This window comes from Burkholderia seminalis DSM 23518, assembly GCF_902832885.1.
Lineage (GTDB): Bacteria > Pseudomonadota > Gammaproteobacteria > Burkholderiales > Burkholderiaceae > Burkholderia > Burkholderia seminalis.
This window is the reverse complement of the sequence record NZ_CADFDK010000016.1, coordinates 92,187-109,164: the sequence shown is the minus strand read 5'-3', so window position 1 is coordinate 109,164 and position 16,978 is coordinate 92,187. Positions and strand designations below refer to the sequence as shown.

Below are 16,978 nucleotides of genomic sequence, written 5' to 3'. Positions count from 1 at the left end.
ACTTCGTTACACGACCTTCAGCGTGCCCATCATGCCGAGATCCTCGTGTTCGAGAATGTGGCAATGAAACATGCGCTCTCCGGGCATGTCTTGCGTGACGAGAATCGACACGGTTTCACCGCTGCGCACGTTCACGGTATCGCGCCATGCGCGCAACGGTTCGGTCGTGCGCGCGCCGCCCGACGCGCGCTCGATCACCTGGAACTGCGTGCCGTGCAGGTGGAACGGGTGATCCATGTCGGTGCCGTTGCGGATCTCCCAGCGCTCGACGTCGCCGCGGCGGCTCGTCAGCGTTGCACGGTGCGCCGCATAGGTTTCGCCGTTGATCATGAAGCGCATGCCGGCCGGCCGGCCGTGCGCCGCGCCCTTCATCATCGCGTCCATGTCCATTTCCTCTCCGAACTCGACCGTCTTGCGCGCAACCGGTTCGCCCAGCGGCGGTACCGTGCGCAGCGTGGCCGGCAACGCGCGCGCGGCGGCGGGCGCGAACGCGACATCGGCCAGTGCCAGCGCCGGATCGGGCGGCAGGCTGCCGTGGCCGTCGTCGTGCGACATCGCCATCTTGCGGCGGTCGTATTCGGCCGCCTGCAGCACCGCGCGCGATGCGCGGTCGCCCGCGCGCACGAGCAGCTCCGCACGCTCGCCGGGCGCGATCAGCAACGACGTCACGCGGCGCGGCGCATCGAACAGCCCGCCGTCGGTACCCACGTGCTCGAACGCACGGCCGTCGTCGAACGCGACGCGCAGGTAGCGCGCGCTGCACGCGTTCCACACGCGCCAGCGCTCGTCGCCCGCGATGTCGATGCGCGGCCGGCGCGCGCCGTTGACCAGGACGAACTGACCTTCGCGGCCGTTCATCCAGTCCATCATGTCGTTCGGCGCAATCGTGCCGTCGCGCGCAAGCTTCAGGTCCGACACGAACAGGTTGCGCTCGGGCCAGCCGGCGAGCGGATCGTCCGCGGCGCGCACGATGAACGGGCCGGCCAGCCCGCGAAATACCTGCTCGGCCGTCATCATGTGCGGATGCGGGTGGTACCAGTAAGTGCCGGCGCTGCCCTTCGGTAGCGTGAAACGGTACACGCGCGACGCGCCGGGTGCGACGGGATCGGACGGATTGCCGTCCTGGTCGGGCGGCACGGGCAGGCCGTGCCAGTGGATCGTCGACGGTTGCGGCAGCCGGTTCACGAACTTGATTTCGACGGTGTCGCCCTCGCGCACGTCGATCAGCGGGCCGACGACGGGGCCTTGCGCGCCCGCGCCGAACTGCCAGAACGTGGTCGGCCGCGTGCCGCGCAGCATCGGGCGCGCGACGGGTTGCGCGACCAGCGTCGCCCGGAACGTACCGGGTTCGCGGCTTTCGTTCGCGAGCGTGCGCAACGTCGCGAGCGGCGCGCCGGCCGGCAGCGCGTCGGCGGCCGCGAGCGCGGCCGGCGCGGGCTTGCCGTGCCCCGCATGGTCCGCCATCCCCGACATGCCCGGCATGTCGTCCATCGAATCCATGCCGGCCATGCCCGCATGACCGGCATGCTGCGCCCACGCGGTGCGCGCGAACAGCGACGCGGCTGCGACGCCGATGGCGCGCGACAGGAAGGTTCTCCGTCTCATCAATCGATCCTCGTTATCCATGCAGCGTCGCACGACCGCCGCGACGCACGCGCCGGCCGGCCGGACCGCCGGTGCGCGACGCGAAACCTGATGCCCGCGTCATCATAACCGCTGGCTCCGCTCGAACGGCGCCGCCCCGGCCGGGCGGCGATACGCCGCAGCGCTGCTGCTTACGGCCCTTCGGCAGCGATCGCCCCTGCCCTGAACCATGCCCGCCGCCGCATCCAGCCGCCCGTTTCGCCCCTACCGTCGGCCACCCGGTCGGCGCGTGTCGCGCCACCCCTCCACGAAACCGCCAATTTTTCACGATGCGGAACAAGTCCCTGCGTTGTAAAAATTCGTGGTGCAGGGCACAAATTTCCCGTTTCGCGATGGCAAAAAACGTTCCGCAATATGGAACATGGAAAATAATCCGTTGTTTTTAAACATGAATTTTTGTTTCGAGAAGCCGTTCTAGTTGCACCATCCAACCGGGTCGCGGACGTAGACTTTGTTCCATGCACTGACGCTTCGCCACGACGTTCGATACGGAACCCGGCGCAAGCAGCCAGTCGGGCCACAGCCGGCCGAGCCGGCAGGCGGCACACCAGAATCGCTTGTGATCAGAAAGGGAGAACGGAAATGAAGGGATTTCGCTTTGGTTCAGCGCTCGGGTCGTTCTACATCCTGCCGGGTAACGGCGGCTGGGAAGCGACGTTCGGCAACGCCCTGCTCGGCGCATTCTCGTGCCCCGAAGTCGCGGCCGACCACATCTCCCGCGGCGACTGCGAACACCTGTCCGAACTGGACACGGCCACGCTCGAGGTGCCGCACGAAATCGCCGAATGGGAAATCGTTCACGTCTGAATGGCAAGCCTGCAACGAAAAACGCCCCGGGCGACCGGGGCGTTTTCATTGGATGTCGGACGGCGAACGGCTAACCGCGCCGCGTCGACATACGCATCGGCTCGCGCGATCGCGCGGCCCGCGTCAGACGACTGCGTCGACGATGCCGTTCAGCGTCGCGCTCGGGCGCATCGCCTGGCTCGTCAGGTCGACGTTCGGACGGTAGTAGCCGCCGATCGCCTGCGCCTTGCCTTGCGCGGCCGCCAGCTCTTCCAGGATGCGCGCTTCGTTGTCGGACAACGACTTCGCCACGCCTTCGAACTGCGCCTTCAGCGCGGCGTCCTCGGTCTGCTCGGCCAGCGCCTGCGCCCAGTACAGGCACAGGTAGAAGTGGCTGCCGCGGTTGTCGAGGCCGCCGACCTTGCGCGCCGGCGACTTGTTCTCGTCCAGGAACTTGCCGGTCGCCTGGTCGAGCGTCTTCGCGAGCACGACCGCCTTCGGGTTCTGGTATGCGTTGCCGAGGTGTTCGAGCGACGCGGCCAGCGCGAGGAATTCGCCGAGCGAATCCCAGCGCAGGAAGCCTTCCTCGACGAACTGCTGCACGTGCTTCGGTGCCGAACCACCGGCGCCCGTTTCGAACATCCCGCCGCCGGCCATCAGCGGCACGATCGACAGCATCTTCGCGCTGGTGCCGAGCTCCATGATCGGGAACAGGTCGGTCAGGTAGTCGCGCAGCACGTTGCCGGTGACCGAGATCGTGTCCTTGCCCGCACGGATGCGCTCGAGCGAGAAACGCGTCGCGTCGACCGGCGTCATGATGCGGATGTCGAGACCGTTCGTGTCGTGATCCTTCAGGTAGCGTTCGACCTTCGCGATGATCTGCGCATCGTGCGCGCGCGCCGGATCGAGCCAGAACACGGCCGGTGCGCCGGTCGCACGCGCGCGGTTCACCGCGAGCTTGACCCAGTCCTGCACCGGTGCGTCCTTGGTCTGGCACATGCGCCAGATGTCGCCCGACTCAACCGCGTGCTCGAGCAGCACGTTGCCGGCTTCGTCGGTGACGCGCACGACGCCGTCCGCCGGGATCTGGAACGTCTTGTCATGCGAACCGTATTCTTCGGCCGCCTGCGCCATCAGGCCGACGTTCGGCACGCTGCCCATCGTGACCGGATCGAATGCGCCGTGCTGCTTGCAGTCCTCGATCACGGCCTGGTAGACGCCTGCGTAGCAGCGGTCCGGAATCACGGCCTTCGCGTCGTACAGCGCGCCGTCCGGGCCCCACATGCCGCCCGAATCGCGGATCATCGCCGGCATCGACGCGTCGACGATCACGTCGCTCGGCACGTGCAGGTTCGTGATGCCCTTGTCCGAGTTGACCATCGCGAGGCGCGGGCGCACCGCGTATTCGGCCTTCACGTCGGCTTCGATCGCTTCGCGCGTGTCGGCCGGCAGGTCCTTCAGGCGCGCGTACAGGTCGCCGATCCCGTTGTTCGGGTTGAAACCGACCTGCGCCAGCACGTCCGCGTGCTTCGCGAGCGCGTCGCGATAGAACACCGACACGAAGTGACCGAACAGGATCGGGTCCGAGACCTTCATCATGGTCGCCTTCAGGTGCACCGAGAACAGCACGTCCTGCGCCTTCGCGTCGGCGATCTGCGCGTCGATGAAGCTGCGCAGCGCATTGCGGCTCATCACCGATGCGTCGATCACTTCACCGGCCTTCACGGCCGTCTTTTCCTTCAGCGCCTTCTTCGCGCCGTCGGTCGTCGTGAGCTCGATCTTCACGCTGCCGGCCTCGGCGATCAGCGCCGACTTCTCGCTGCCGTAGAAGTCGCCTTCGCTCATGTGCGCGACGTGGGCCTTCGACGTCGCCTTCCATGCGCCCATCTTGTGCGGATGCTTGCGTGCGTAGTTCTTGACCGACAGCGGCGCGCGGCGGTCGGAGTTGCCTTCGCGCAGCACCGGGTTCACCGCGCTGCCCTTGATCTTGTCGTAGCGCGCCTTGACCGCCTTCTCTTCGTCCGTCGACGGGTCTTCCGGGTAGGCCGGCAGCTTGTAGCCCTGCGCCTGCAGTTCGGCGATCGCGGCCTTCAGCTGCGGCACCGATGCGCTGATGTTCGGCAGCTTGATGATGTTCGCTTCCGGCTTCAGCGTGAGCTGGCCCAGCTCGGCCAGATCGTCGGAACCCTTCTGCTCGGGCGGCAGGATGTCCGCGAAGGCCGCGATGATGCGGCCGGCGAGCGAGATGTCGCGCGTTTCGACGGCGACGCCGGACGAGCGCGTGAAGGCCTTGACGATCGGCAGCAGCGAATAGGTCGCGAGCGCGGGCGCTTCGTCGGTGAGGGTGTAGATGATCTTGGGCGAAGTGGACATGGTCGATGCGTTGCTACGTGAAATGGGACTGAGGAGCGCCGGCGGGTAACCGGCGGGGAGCGACCAGGTCGGTCGCGAAAGGGGCGCCGGGTTCAGCCGGGCGATGGTGTTGCGAGGGCCGTCATGTTCTACCTTGCAGGGCCTCCGGGCCGCTTCGCGGCGCCGCGGCCCGCATGCCGGACCGCCCTGCCAACAAACCTGCCATCCACGAAACGCTCCGGCGCCGGCAGTCAGCACCGGAGCGGCCGGCATGCGCCGGCCCACCCCGGAAGGGGTCTTACATGTTCTCGATCAGCACTTCGCCGAAGCCGGAGCACGACACCTGCGTCGCCCCTTCCATCAGGCGCGCGAAGTCGTACGTGACGCGCTTCTGCAGGATCGACTTCTCCATCGCGGCGATGATCGTGTCGGCCGCTTCCGTCCAGCCGAGGTGGCGCAGCATCATTTCCGCCGACAGGATCTCGGAACCGGGGTTCACGTAATCCTTGCCCGCGTACTTCGGCGCCGTGCCGTGCGTCGCCTCGAACATCGCGACCGAATCCGACAGGTTCGCGCCCGGCGCGATCCCGATGCCGCCGACCTGCGCGGCCAGTGCGTCGGAGATGTAGTCGCCGTTCAGGTTCAGCGTCGCGATCACGTCGTATTCGGCCGGGCGCAGCAGGATCTGCTGCAGGAACGCGTCGGCGATCGAATCCTTGATCACGATCTCGTTGCCCGTCTTCGGGTTCTTCACGCGCATCCACGGGCCGCCGTCGATCAGCTCGCCGCCGAATTCCTTCTGGGCCAGCGCGTAACCGGCGTCACGGAACAGGCCTTCCGTGAACTTCATGATGTTGCCCTTGTGCACCAGCGTGACCGACTTGCGATCGTTGTCGATCGCGTACTGGATCGCCTTGCGCACGAGACGCTCGGTGCCTTCCGTCGACACGGGCTTGACGCCGATCCCCGAGGTTTCCGGGAAGCGGATCTTCTTCACGCCCATCTCGTCCTGCAGGAACTTGATGACCTTCTTCGCCTGCTCGGAACCCGCGGCCCATTCGATGCCCGCGTAGATGTCTTCCGAGTTCTCGCGGAAGATCACCATGTCGATCTTCTGCGGCTCGCGCACCGGCGACGGCACGCCCTTGAAGTACTGGACCGGGCGCAGGCACACGTACAGGTCGAGTTCCTGGCGCAGCGCGACGTTCAGCGAACGAATGCCGCCGCCGACCGGGGTCGTGAGCGGCCCCTTGATCGACACCACGTATTCCTTCAGCACCTGCAGCGTCTCGTCCGGCAGCCACACGTCCGGACCGTACACCTTCGTCGCCTTCTCGCCCGCGAAGATCTCCATCCAGTGGATCTTGCGCTTGCCCTTGTAGGCATGCGCGACCGCCGCGTCGACGACCTTGATCATGACCGGCGTGATATCGAAGCCCGTACCGTCGCCTTCGATATAGGGAATGATCGGCTGATCGGAAACGTTGAGCGAGAAGTCCTTGTTGACGGTGATCTTGTCACCGCCTTCCGGAACCTTGATGTGCTGATACGGCATGATCGACTCCAGTGACGTGGCTGAGCAGGTGATGCTGGTCGAAGCTGCGCGCGCGGCGGGGGCGCGGCATGGCCACCCCGTGACGGGCAACAGCGAGCCGCTATTCTAGCGCCCCAACCGGGCACTTCGGCATGAACCGCGGCACTGCGTATCAAGACCTCACTTATGTCTTATATAAGACAGAGGACTTGCCGTTCCGTATTATGCATTAAGATTCCGCCATTTGCCATAGACCGCCCGCCTCCGCGTCCCGCGGCGCGCCGGGCGGGCGCCCCGCCATGAACCTGATCGCCCTCAACAAGCCGTTCGGCACGATTTGCCAGTTTTCCGCGCACGAGACGCGCCCGTCGCTCGGCGACTGGGTAAAAACGCCCGGCGTGTATGCGGCCGGCCGGCTGGACGCGGACAGCGAAGGCTTGCTGCTGCTCACCGACGACGGCGCGCTGCAGGCGCGCATCGCGGAGCCGCGCCACAAGCTCGTGAAACGCTACTGGGCGCAGGTCGAGGGCGCGCCCGGCCCGGCCGACCTGAAGGCGCTCGCGCGCGGCGTCGACCTCGGCGACTACGTGACGCGGCCGTGCCGCGCCGAATTCATCGAGCCGCCCGACACGCTGTGGCCGCGCACGCCGCCGATCCGCTATCGCGCAGCGATCCCGACCACGTGGATCGAACTCGCGATCACCGAGGGCAAGAACCGGCAGGTGCGCCGGATGACCGCGGCCGTCGGCTTCCCGACGTTGCGCCTGGTGCGTGTCGGCATCGGCGCGCTGGACATATTTGCGCTCGGCATTGCGCCGGGCGAAACAATCGCACTGCCGCCGCGCGCGCCATGGGACGGTTTCGCGCCCGCCGGATGACGAATTCGGGAGGCGCGCATTTTTCGTCATCTTTTTCGTCAACCGCCCGCGAAGATCGCGCGTTAAACCACGCAGATGCCAACCTTAGCTATCCGGCATTGGCAGCCGAACCCGTGTTTGCGTCACGAAAGCGACGTTTTTCTCGAATACGATTCGGCGCCCGCAGCGCAATGAGAAATTTCTCGAAGCGTCTGTCAACCGAAAGGTGGATGGCACCGTTAGACGACATGACTCCTATTGCCGGGTCATTTGGTTAATTAACTAAAGCTGAGGAACACAACATGAACAAACTGATCGCCGCTCTGGTCGCTGGCCTCTTCGCAACGGCTGCTTTCGCACAAGCTTCGGCTCCGGAAGCTGCTCCGGCAGCAGCAGAAGCTGCTTCGGCACCGGCTAAGCACGCTGCCAAGAAGCACCACGCTGCCAAGAAGCACCACAAGGCATCGAAGAAGGCTGCAGCAAGCGACGCAGCAGCACCGGCAGCTGCTTCGAACTAAGTAAGCAAGCTGTAATAACGCAGTCAAGAACACGCAGTCTTGCCGTTCTTACGGCGTTGAAAGGCAGATCACCGCAAGGCGATCTGCCTTTTTCTTTTTTGTGCCCGCCGGCGCGCATCGCGTACCATGCGGGTCTCGTTTTCCAGACAGGAGCCATGCTGTGCAATTCTCCCTGCGCTCGTCGCTCGGCCGCCTAGCGCGCGCCGCCGTCTTTCCCGCCGCGCTCGCCGTCCTCGCGCTCGGCATGCAGGCCGCCGCCGCGCAGGTGCCGCCCGGCGCCAAGCAGCCGAGCGAGTTCCCGCGCGTGAAGCTGCGCGCCGGCATGTACGTGATCGACGCGGCCGTCGCCGCGAACGACGCCGACCGCGAACAGGGGCTGATGTACCGTTCGCAGCTCGCGCCCAACGAAGGCATGCTGTTCGTCTTCAACGAGAACGCCGTGCACTGCTTCTGGATGAAGAACACGCTGATCCCGCTGTCGATCGCGTTCATCCGCGCGGACGGCACGATCACCGACATCGACGAGATGCGGGCGGAGACGACCGACAACCACTGCCCGCGCAACAACGGCGTCTACGCGCTCGAAATGGGCAAGGGCTGGTTCGCGGCCAAGGGCATCAAGCCCGGCATGAAGCTCGACGGCCTGCCGAAGGCCCAGTAACGGTCTTTTCCGCGGCGGCGCGCCGCGCACCGACCGAAGCCGGCCGCCCGCTGCGCGCCGGTTTTTTTTCGCCTGCCGGCGGCAACGCCCCGCTTGATTCCGCCGCTGCTGGCCGCATCTGCAAAAGCCACGCGCAAGCGCTATGCTTGAAGTCTCGCTTGTTCCAGCCCGGGCCGGCCCAGTCGGCCCGCTTAAGATCCGAACCACCAGGAGGTTCACGTGCCCCGCAAAACCCCCATCGAGCGCTATCGCAATATCGGGATCAGCGCTCACATCGATGCCGGCAAGACCACGACGACCGAGCGCATCCTGTTTTACACCGGCGTGAGCCACAAGATCGGTGAAGTGCACGACGGCGCGGCCACGATGGACTGGATGGAGCAGGAGCAGGAACGCGGCATCACGATCACGTCGGCGGCGACCACGGCCTTCTGGAAGGGCATGGCCGGCAACTATCCGGAACACCGCATCAACATCATCGACACGCCCGGGCACGTCGACTTCACGATCGAAGTCGAGCGCTCGATGCGCGTGCTCGACGGCGCGTGCATGGTCTACGACTCGGTCGGCGGCGTGCAGCCGCAGTCCGAAACCGTATGGCGCCAGGCGAACAAGTACAAGGTGCCGCGCATCGCGTTCGTCAACAAGATGGACCGCATCGGCGCCGACTTCTTCCGCGTGCAGAAGCAGATCGGCGAGCGCCTGAAGGGTGTCGCCGTGCCGATCCAGATTCCGATCGGCGCCGAAGATCATTTCCAGGGCGTCGTCGATCTCGTGAAGATGAAGGCGATCGTGTGGGACGACGAAAGCCAGGGCGTGAAGTTCTCGTACGAGGAGATCCCCGCGAACCTCGTCGAGCTCGCGCACGAATGGCGCGAGAAGATGGTCGAGGCGGCGGCCGAAGCGAGCGAGGAATTGCTCGAGAAGTACCTGCACGACCACGAGTCGCTGACCGAGGACGAGATCAAGGCCGCGTTGCGCAAGCGCACGATCGCGAACGAGATCGTGCCGATGCTGTGCGGCAGCGCGTTCAAGAACAAGGGCGTGCAGGCCATGCTCGACGCGGTGATCGACTACCTGCCGTCGCCGGTCGACGTGCCCGCGATTCTCGGCCACGACTTCGCCGATCCGGAAAAACCGGCGGAACGTCATCCGAGCGATGACGAGCCGTTCTCGTCGCTCGCGTTCAAGATCATGACCGACCCGTTCGTCGGCCAGCTGATCTTCTTCCGCGTGTATTCGGGCGTCGTCGAGTCGGGCGACACGGTGCTCAACGCGACGAAGGACAAGAAGGAACGGCTCGGCCGGATCCTGCAGATGCACGCGAACGAGCGCAAGGAAATCAAGGAAGTGCGCGCGGGCGACATCGCGGCGGCCGTCGGGCTGAAGGAAGCGACGACGGGCGACACGCTGTGCGATCCGGCCAAGCCGATCATCCTCGAGAAGATGGAATTCCCCGAGCCGGTGATCTCGCAGGCCGTCGAGCCGAAGACGAAGGCCGACCAGGAAAAGATGGGCCTCGCGCTGAACCGTCTCGCGCAGGAAGATCCTTCGTTCCGCGTGCAGACCGACGAAGAGTCCGGCCAGACGATCATCTCGGGGATGGGCGAGCTCCACCTCGAAATCCTGGTCGACCGGATGAAGCGCGAATTCGGCGTCGAAGCGACGGTCGGCAAGCCGCAGGTCGCGTATCGCGAGACGGTGCGCACGACGGCCGCCGACGTCGAGGGCAAGTTCGTCAAGCAGTCGGGCGGCCGCGGCCAGTACGGCCATGCGGTGATCACGCTGGAGCCGAACCCGGGCAAGGGCTACGAGTTCCTCGACGAGATCAAGGGCGGCGTGATTCCGCGCGAGTTCATCCCGGCCGTCGACAAGGGCATCACCGAAACGCTGAAGAGCGGCGTGCTCGCGGGCTACCCGGTCGTCGACGTGAAGGTGCACCTGACGTTCGGCTCGTACCACGACGTCGACTCGAACGAAAACGCGTTCCGGATGGCCGGCTCGATGGCGTTCAAGGAAGCGATGCGCAAGGCGAAGCCCGTGCTGCTCGAGCCGATGATGGCCGTCGAAGTCGAGACGCCCGAGGAATTCATGGGCAACGTGATGGGCGACCTGTCGAGCCGTCGCGGCATCGTGCAGGGGATGGAAGACATCGCGGGCGGCGGCGGCAAGCTCGTGCGCGCCGAAGTGCCGCTCGCGGAGATGTTCGGCTATTCGACGTCGCTGCGTTCGGCCACGCAGGGCCGCGCGACCTACACGATGGAGTTCAAGCAGTACGCGGAAACGCCGGCCAACGTGTCGGAAGGCGTGATCAGCGCGAAAACGAAGTAAGCGCCGGGCGCGCGCGCCCCGTCGCATGCGCGCAAGGCCCGTCCGGTTCCGGACGGGCTTTTTTTTCATCCGGCGCGCGCGGGGTTCGCGGCTTTTTGATCGGCACGCCAGGCATTTTTTTCGCGTGCCACAATGGATGGCGAATTGTCAGATGGAACCCGCCCGATGCCGCCCACCCCTGCCCTGCGCCGCCTGCTGATCCTTTATGCCGGCCTGATCACCGCGAACGTCGCGGTCTGGCTGTGGGCGCTCGCGGTGCTGCGCGACCATCCGCTGCTGCTCGGCACCGCGGCAATCGCGTACGGGCTCGGGCTGCGTCACGCGGTCGACGCCGATCACATCGCCGCGATCGACGTCGCGACGCGCAAGCTGATGCAGGATGGCCAGCGTCCGGTGAGCGTCGGTTTGTTCTTCTCGCTCGGCCATTCGACCATCGTGATCGCCGCGACGCTCGGCATCGCGCTGACCGCGTTCGCGCTGCGCGACCGGTTCGATGCGTTCCGTGAAATCGGCGGCACGATCGGCACGGCCGTATCGGCCACCTTCCTGCTCGTGCTCGCGTGCGTGAACCTGCTGATCCTGCGCGACGTCTGGCGACGCTATCGCGGCGCATCCGGTCACGCGCACGACGATGCGCATGTACACCGCCCCGCCGGGCTCGTCTCGCGACTGCTGCGGCCGCTGTTCCGGTTCGTGTCGAAGAGCTGGCACATGTATCCGGTCGGCGTGCTGTTCGGGCTCGGTTTCGATACTGCAACCGAAATCGGCCTGCTCGCGATCGCCGCCGCGCAGGCGAGCCAGGGGCTGCCGGTCTACACGGTCATGCTGTTTCCCGCGCTGTTCACCGCCGGCATGACGCTGATCGACTCGACCGACAATGTGCTGATGATTCAGGCATACGGCTGGGCGATGGACGATCCGCAGCGCAAGCTGCTCTACAACGCGAGCATCACGTTCGTGTCGGCGGCCGTTGCACTGGCGATCGGCGGGATCGAGGCGGCCGGACTCCTGGCCGACAAGCTGTCGCTGACGGGCCCCGTGCGCGATACGCTCGATGCGCTCGGCGATCGCTTCGGCTCGATCGGCTACGGCATCATCGCGCTGTTCCTCGTCTGCTGGATCGCGTCGATCCTGTTCCATCGCTGGCAGCGCGCAGCCGACACGCCCGCACGCTGAGCCGCCCGCGAACGCTCAGACGTTTCAATCCGGAAACAAAACACCCCCACGACGTTGCATGCGCCCGTCGCGTGCCCGCGTGCGCGTTGCGCGACGGGCACAAGCGGCCGATGGCACGAATCTCGCAGAGAGGGATTCGCACGGCGGGCCCGCGTGCCGATCCGCGTTCGCGGCTGGCGTCAAGCGTCGGCCCGAACGCAATCGGCCGCCGACCGGACAACGAATCCTTGCTGGCCCCCTGCACCACACGTAGATAGTCGCGCGGCAACGAGGCATCGCGCGCAAGGGGAGGCCATGATGCATAAGACGAAACAACCGTCCCGCCCGGCGGGACGGCGCCCTCGTGCAACCTTGCTGGCCGCAGCCGCGTTGGCGTGCTGCTGCTCGTATGCCGTCGCACAAACCACCACGCCCGACTCCGGGCCCGACGCGAGCGCCAGCGCGGACACCATCATGACGCTGGTCGCGGACGCTTCGTCATGCGCCGCCAATCCGGCCGCGTGTGCGGGGCAGGTTCATGCCGGTCATGGGATCGGCGGCGGTAAAGGTGCCGGCCCGAGTGGCAGCGGCGGCGGCAGTCCCGGGCCGGGTAACGGCAATGGCGGCGGCAGCGGTGCAAATAACGGGAACGGCGCCGTCGGGCCTGCCGGTGTCGGTGGAGCGACAGGCGGCACATCCGGCGGTACGAGCGGCACGGGTCGCGGAGGCAACGCGTCCGGTAACGGTGGTTCAGGTGGAGGCACTTCGGGCAGCGGTACTTCGGGCAGCGGTACTTCGGGCGGCGGTACTTCGGGTGGCGGTACTTCGGGTGGCGGCACTTCGGGCGGCGGTACTTCGGGTGGCGGTACTTCGGGTGGCGGCACTTCGGGTGGCGGCACTTCGGGTGGCGGCACTTCGGGTGGCGGCACTTCGGGCGGCGGCACTTCGGGCGGCGGTACTTCTGGAAGCGGAGGCCATGGCGGACACGGAGGTGGAGGCGACGGAGACGGTGGTGGTCACGGCAATGGTGGCGGCCATGGTGACGGCGGCGGCCACGGCGACGGTGGCGGCCACGGTGACGGCGGTGGTCACGGTGACGGCGGTGGCCACGGTAATGGTGGCGGCCACGGCGATGGCGGTGGTCACGGCGATGGTGGCGGCCACGGCAACGGTGACGGTGGTGGTCACGGCAATGGCAACGGCAGTGGCGGCTCAGGCAACGGCAATGGTGCCGGCGGCAATGGCGGCCATGGCAGTGGTAGCGGTAATGGCGGTTCGGGCAACGGCAACGGTGGTCACGGTAACGGCGGCGGCAACGGCAATGGCGCTGGCGGTAACGGCGGCCATGGCAGTGGCAGCGGCAATGGCGGTTCGGGCAACGGCAACGGTGGCCACGGTAACGGCGCCGGCAACGGCAATGGCGCTGGCGGTAACGGCGGCCATGGCAGTGGCAGCGGCAATGGCGGTTCGGGCAACGGCAACGGTGGCCACGGTAACGGCGGCGGCAATGGCAATGGCAACGGCAGTGGCGGCGCTGGCAACGGTGGTGCCAACGGCGTTGGCAACGGCAATGGCGCTGGCGCTGGCGGTAACGGCGGCCATGGCAGCGGCGGCGGTTCGGGCAACGGCGGCGGCAACGGCAATGGGGCCGGCAGCAACGGTGGCCAAGGCAACGGCAATGGTGGCCACGGTAACGGCGGCGGCAATGGCAACGGTAACGGCAGTGGTGGGGCCGGCAATGGCGGAGCCAACGGTGTCGGCAATGGCCACGGTACCGGCAACGGCAATGGCGGCGGTCACGGCAACGGCGGATCGTCCGGCGGCAACCACTGACCGGAAGCGTTACCCGGCCGGGTGCCGTCAGAGCATCTCGAGCGCGCGCTTGCTGCGAGGCGGACGGAAGTACGCGTCAAGCTGCGCGCGCTCGTCCTCGCTCAATTCGAGATCGAGCGCGGCGCGATTGTCGCGCACGTGCTCGATCCTCGACGCCTTCGGGATCGCGAATACGCCCGGCTGCGCGAGCACCCAAGCCAGCGCGACGCGCATCACCGATACGCCGCGCAGCCGCGCGATCTCGTCGAGCGGCGAACGCTTCGGCAACCGTCCGTGGTCGACCGGGCTGTATGCCATCGCCGGGATCCGGTGGTCGGCGAGCCACGGCAGCAGGTCGAATTCCGGGCCGCGCCGCGCAATGTTGTAGAGGATCTGGTTGGTCGCGCAGGCGCCGCCGCCCGCCCCGCCGACGAGCTCCTCCATATCGGCCGTATCGAAGTTGCTCACGCCCCAGTGACGAATCTTGCCCGCGCGCCGCAGCGTCTCGAAACCCTCGACCGTCTCCTCGAGCGGCACCGAGCCCCGCCAGTGCAGCAAGTACAAGTCGAGGCGATCGGTGCGCAATCGCTTGAGGCTCGCGTCGCACGCGGCGACGACGCCGCGCCGGCTCGCATGATGCGGATAGACCTTGCTGACGAGAAAGACGTCATCGCGCAGGCCCGCGAGCGCCTCGCCGACGAGTGCCTCGGTCGCGCCGTCGCCGTACATCTCGGCCGTATCGACCAGCGTCATCCCGAGTTCGACACCTTCACGCAGCGCGGCGATCTCGTCCGCCCGGCGGGCCGGCCGCTCGCCCATTTCCCAGGTGCCCTGGCCGAGCTTCGGAATCGTCTCGCCGTCCGGCAGGACGACCGTGGCGATCGTGTCTGTCATGCGTTCCTCGTTGCGGATTCGTGGCCGCGCACCGCGGCCGAAGCATGGAATACGACGTGTCAGTGTAGTCAATCGGCGCGGCGTCGGCCTATTGCACGGCAAAAACCGGCTATAACGGTGCCGCATGATGACTTAGAATGGCCGCAACCTGATCGATACCCATTCCATGAAGGCACCCACGGACGACCGGTGGCAAGACCTGCGCCCCGACCCCGACAACGACACGCCGCTGTACCTGCAGCTCGCCCGCAAGCTCGGCGATGCGATCCACGACAACCGCTGGACGGCCGGCGAGGCCCTGCCTTCGGAGCGCGTGCTGTCCGATGCGCTCGGCGTATCGCGCATCACCGCGCGCAAGGCGATCGCGCTGCTCGTCGAGCAGGGCTTGATCCGCCGCACGCAGGGCGCGGGCAACTTCATCCAGCCGCGCTACGAGGATCCGCTGTCGCGACTGTCGAGCTTCAGCGAAATGCTCGAGCGCCGCGGCTTCAAGCCGAGCTCGCAATGGCTCGCGCGCGAAATCCAGCCGGCGAACCGCGACGAAGTGATCCAGCTCGGACTGTCGCCGGCCGCATCGGTGACACGCCTGAAACGCCTGCGTCTCGCCGACGGCATCGTGATGGCCGTCGAGAACTCGACGTTCCCCGCCACGCTGATTCCCGATCCGCAGGCGATCGCCGGCTCGCTGTACAGCTATCTCGAAGCGCGCGGCACGCCGATCGTGCGCGCGCTGCAGCATTTCCGCGCGGTCAACGCGACCGACGAGATCGCCGAACAGATGGGCATCGCGCCGCACGACGCGCTGCTGCTGATCACGCGGATCGGCTATACGTCGGACCAGCGCGCCATCGAACTGACCGATACCTACTGCCGCAACGACTACTACGACTTCGTCGTCGAACTGCGCAAGTAACGCCGGCCGCGCAGCCGGCATCTACAGCCAGCGCGCATCGTCGGTGCCGGGCGGCACGGGCGGCCGCGCGAACGCCGGCGGCGTGGCCGACAACCGCTCGGCCGGGCGCACGGTGTCGAGCATGCCGAACGGCGACGCGACGCGATCGATCCGGGCGCGCACGTCGGCAGCCGCGAGATCGGGCGCATGCAGGCCGTCCTGCACATTGCCGAACGACTGCAGCCAGCGCCCCGTCTGCGCGAGCGACATCCGCACGTGCCAGCTTCCCCCTTCGCACGATCGCCGCGCGAGCGCGATCATCGCGCCGAACGCCGCGAGATAGCCGGTCGCATGATCGAGCGCCTGGCAAGGCAGAGGGCGCGGCGCATCCGCATGGGCGGCCTGCTGCTCCCGCCATGCGATCCCGCTCGCCGACTGCACGAGACTGTCGAAGCCGCGCCGCCCCGCCCACGGCCCCGCATGCCCGTATGCCGAGATCGACACGCACACGATGCCGGGCCGCCGCTGCGCCAGCGCCTGCGGCGCGAAACCGCGGGCGGCGAGCGAGCCGGGCCGGTAAGACTGCAGGAACACGTCCGCGTCGCGCACGAGCGCGTGCAGCGTCTCGACACCCGCCGTATCGCGCAGGTCGATCCATGTCGAACGTTTGCCGCGCCCGTTGTCGATCACGAGCGGCGCGATGTTCGGCAGGTGCGGCCCGTTGACGAGCAGCGTCTGCGCGCCGTGCGACGCGAGCGTGCGGCCCGCGACCGGGCCCGCGATGATGCGCGTGAGATCGAGCACGCGCACGCCCGCGAGCGGCGGCCCGGCTTCGCCGCGGCCGATCGGTTCGAGCGGCGCATCGCCGATCCGCTCGATGTCGAACAACGGCAGCGACGCGATCGCGCGCGCCTGCTCGTGCGCCGCCCATTCGTCAGGGGTTCTGATCAATGCCGCGCACAGGCTGGCCTCGGCCAGCGCGGTGTCGAGCGCCGCGCCGTCCCATCTGCGGATCGCCGCGGCGACGTCGGCGCGCTGCGCGCCGCAACCGAGTACGGCGAGGATCCCGCGCAGGTGATGCGGGAAGTTCGCATGCAGCTGGATCCAGCGCCCGTCGCCCGTCTCGAAGAAGCCCGTCACCGGATGACGCAACTCCGGCGGCGGGCCGTCGTCCACACGCAGGTAGCGTTCGCTGCGGAACGCGACCAGCGCATCGCGCACCGACACGTCGACGGATTGCGCGACGCCCGTGCGAAGCCGGTGACATTCGGCCGCCGCGAGCCCGGTTGCCGCGATCGTCGCTGCCGCGAGCGTGCCGACATGAAACGTCGACGGCAACGTCGGGTCCCGCCCCGTCACGGTCACGCGGGCGAGCGCGTCGCGATCGCCGTGTGCGCTTTGCCACAGATGCGTCAATGCGAGTTCCGGCGTCATGGTGAAGGGGCGATGGAGGACACGGAATCGAGTCTAGAATTCGCGCCCGGCGCAATCAATCCCGATCGCGCGAATCGATGCGCGGGCGCGCTTCGGGAGGCCGGCAAG

14 protein-coding genes are annotated in these 16,978 nt (G+C 67.1%); 7 read left to right on the top strand and 7 right to left on the bottom strand.

Features of this window, described 5'->3' with window-relative positions:
- Positions 1-6 precede the first annotated feature (6 nt).
- Positions 7-1,605: a multicopper oxidase family protein gene (locus HWX00_RS31880; protein ID WP_175028257.1), complete on the bottom strand. Its 1,599-nt coding sequence runs from the start codon at positions 1,603-1,605 to the stop codon at positions 7-9.
- Between the two features lie 621 nt (positions 1,606-2,226).
- On the opposite strand from HWX00_RS31880, the gene HWX00_RS31875 reads away from it, so the two are divergent.
- Complete coding sequence (locus HWX00_RS31875) at positions 2,227-2,451, top strand: hypothetical protein (RefSeq protein WP_034186323.1); 225 nt, start codon at positions 2,227-2,229, stop codon at positions 2,449-2,451.
- A gap of 123 nt (positions 2,452-2,574) precedes the next feature.
- Here the strand turns inward: HWX00_RS31875 and HWX00_RS31870 are convergent, their stop codons facing one another.
- Positions 2,575-4,803, bottom strand: a complete 2,229-nt coding sequence (locus HWX00_RS31870; protein ID WP_175028258.1) for an NADP-dependent isocitrate dehydrogenase — start codon at positions 4,801-4,803, stop codon at positions 2,575-2,577.
- A gap of 277 nt (positions 4,804-5,080) precedes the next feature.
- On the bottom strand, positions 5,081-6,337 hold the full coding sequence (icd, locus tag HWX00_RS31865; protein ID WP_006478026.1) for an NADP-dependent isocitrate dehydrogenase: 1,257 nt from the start codon (positions 6,335-6,337) through the stop codon (positions 5,081-5,083).
- Between the two features lie 278 nt (positions 6,338-6,615).
- On the opposite strand from icd, the gene HWX00_RS31860 reads away from it, so the two are divergent.
- The 5 genes from HWX00_RS31860 to HWX00_RS31840 all read left to right on the top strand — a co-directional run bounded on the left by HWX00_RS31860 (position 6,616) and on the right by HWX00_RS31840 (position 11,859).
- Positions 6,616-7,194 (top strand): pseudouridine synthase, encoded by a 579-nt coding sequence (locus HWX00_RS31860; RefSeq protein ID WP_034186325.1) that lies wholly within the window; start codon positions 6,616-6,618, stop codon positions 7,192-7,194.
- A gap of 281 nt (positions 7,195-7,475) precedes the next feature.
- Positions 7,476-7,691: a hypothetical protein gene (locus tag HWX00_RS31855; RefSeq protein ID WP_011352970.1), complete on the top strand. Its 216-nt coding sequence runs from the start codon at positions 7,476-7,478 to the stop codon at positions 7,689-7,691.
- 160 nt (positions 7,692-7,851) lie between these two features.
- Positions 7,852-8,352 carry a DUF192 domain-containing protein gene (locus HWX00_RS31850; RefSeq protein ID WP_034186326.1) on the top strand — a complete coding sequence of 167 codons (501 nt, stop codon included), beginning with the start codon at positions 7,852-7,854 and terminating at the stop codon, positions 8,350-8,352.
- 219 nt (positions 8,353-8,571) lie between these two features.
- Positions 8,572-10,683, top strand: coding sequence for an elongation factor G (gene fusA / locus HWX00_RS31845; RefSeq protein WP_034186327.1), 2,112 nt, complete (start codon positions 8,572-8,574; stop codon positions 10,681-10,683).
- Positions 10,684-10,848: 165 nt separating this feature from the next.
- A complete protein-coding gene (locus HWX00_RS31840) occupies positions 10,849-11,859 on the top strand; it encodes a HoxN/HupN/NixA family nickel/cobalt transporter (RefSeq protein WP_175028259.1) in 1,011 nt (336 codons plus the stop codon).
- Between the two features lie 729 nt (positions 11,860-12,588).
- Here the strand turns inward: HWX00_RS31840 and HWX00_RS37475 are convergent.
- The 3 genes from HWX00_RS37475 to HWX00_RS31825 are packed head-to-tail and all read right to left on the bottom strand — an operon-like array spanning position 12,589 to position 14,544.
- Entirely contained in the window at positions 12,589-13,026 is a 438-nt protein-coding gene (locus HWX00_RS37475; RefSeq protein WP_175868176.1) for a hypothetical protein, read from the bottom strand.
- A 24-nt stretch (positions 13,027-13,050) separates the two neighbouring features.
- Positions 13,051-13,638: a hypothetical protein gene (locus HWX00_RS37470; protein WP_175868175.1), complete on the bottom strand. Its 588-nt coding sequence runs from the start codon at positions 13,636-13,638 to the stop codon at positions 13,051-13,053.
- A gap of 60 nt (positions 13,639-13,698) precedes the next feature.
- Positions 13,699-14,544, bottom strand: a complete 846-nt coding sequence (locus tag HWX00_RS31825) for an aldo/keto reductase (RefSeq protein ID WP_059560297.1) — start codon at positions 14,542-14,544, stop codon at positions 13,699-13,701.
- A 166-nt stretch (positions 14,545-14,710) separates the two neighbouring features.
- Between HWX00_RS31825 and HWX00_RS31820 the strand changes: the two genes are divergently transcribed.
- On the top strand, positions 14,711-15,457 hold the full coding sequence (locus HWX00_RS31820; protein ID WP_034191129.1) for a GntR family transcriptional regulator: 747 nt from the start codon (positions 14,711-14,713) through the stop codon (positions 15,455-15,457).
- A 21-nt stretch (positions 15,458-15,478) separates the two neighbouring features.
- On the opposite strand, the gene HWX00_RS31815 is transcribed toward HWX00_RS31820, so the two are convergent.
- Complete coding sequence (locus HWX00_RS31815; protein ID WP_175028261.1) at positions 15,479-16,870, bottom strand: CoA transferase; 1,392 nt, start codon at positions 16,868-16,870, stop codon at positions 15,479-15,481.
- Positions 16,871-16,978: the final 108 nt, after the last annotated feature.

What these genes read in the sequence shown, in the direction of transcription:
- HWX00_RS31820 (WP_034191129.1), top strand. Translation starts at nt 14,711, where the DNA reads ATGAAGGCACCCACGGACGACCGGTGGCAAGACCTGCGCCCCGACCCC.
- HWX00_RS31815 (WP_175028261.1), bottom strand. Translation starts at nt 16,870, where the DNA reads ATGACGCCGGAACTCGCATTGACGCATCTGTGGCAAAGCGCACACGGC.
- HWX00_RS31870 (WP_175028258.1), bottom strand. Translation starts at nt 4,803, where the DNA reads ATGTCCACTTCGCCCAAGATCATCTACACCCTCACCGACGAAGCGCCC.
- HWX00_RS31825 (WP_059560297.1), bottom strand. Translation starts at nt 14,544, where the DNA reads ATGACAGACACGATCGCCACGGTCGTCCTGCCGGACGGCGAGACGATT.
- HWX00_RS31880 (WP_175028257.1), bottom strand. Translation starts at nt 1,605, where the DNA reads ATGAGACGGAGAACCTTCCTGTCGCGCGCCATCGGCGTCGCAGCCGCG.
- HWX00_RS31875 (WP_034186323.1), top strand. Translation starts at nt 2,227, where the DNA reads ATGAAGGGATTTCGCTTTGGTTCAGCGCTCGGGTCGTTCTACATCCTG.
- HWX00_RS31840 (WP_175028259.1), top strand. Translation starts at nt 10,849, where the DNA reads ATGCCGCCCACCCCTGCCCTGCGCCGCCTGCTGATCCTTTATGCCGGC.
- HWX00_RS31855 (WP_011352970.1), top strand. Translation starts at nt 7,476, where the DNA reads ATGAACAAACTGATCGCCGCTCTGGTCGCTGGCCTCTTCGCAACGGCT.
- HWX00_RS31860 (WP_034186325.1), top strand. Translation starts at nt 6,616, where the DNA reads ATGAACCTGATCGCCCTCAACAAGCCGTTCGGCACGATTTGCCAGTTT.
- icd (WP_006478026.1), bottom strand. Translation starts at nt 6,337, where the DNA reads ATGCCGTATCAGCACATCAAGGTTCCGGAAGGCGGTGACAAGATCACC.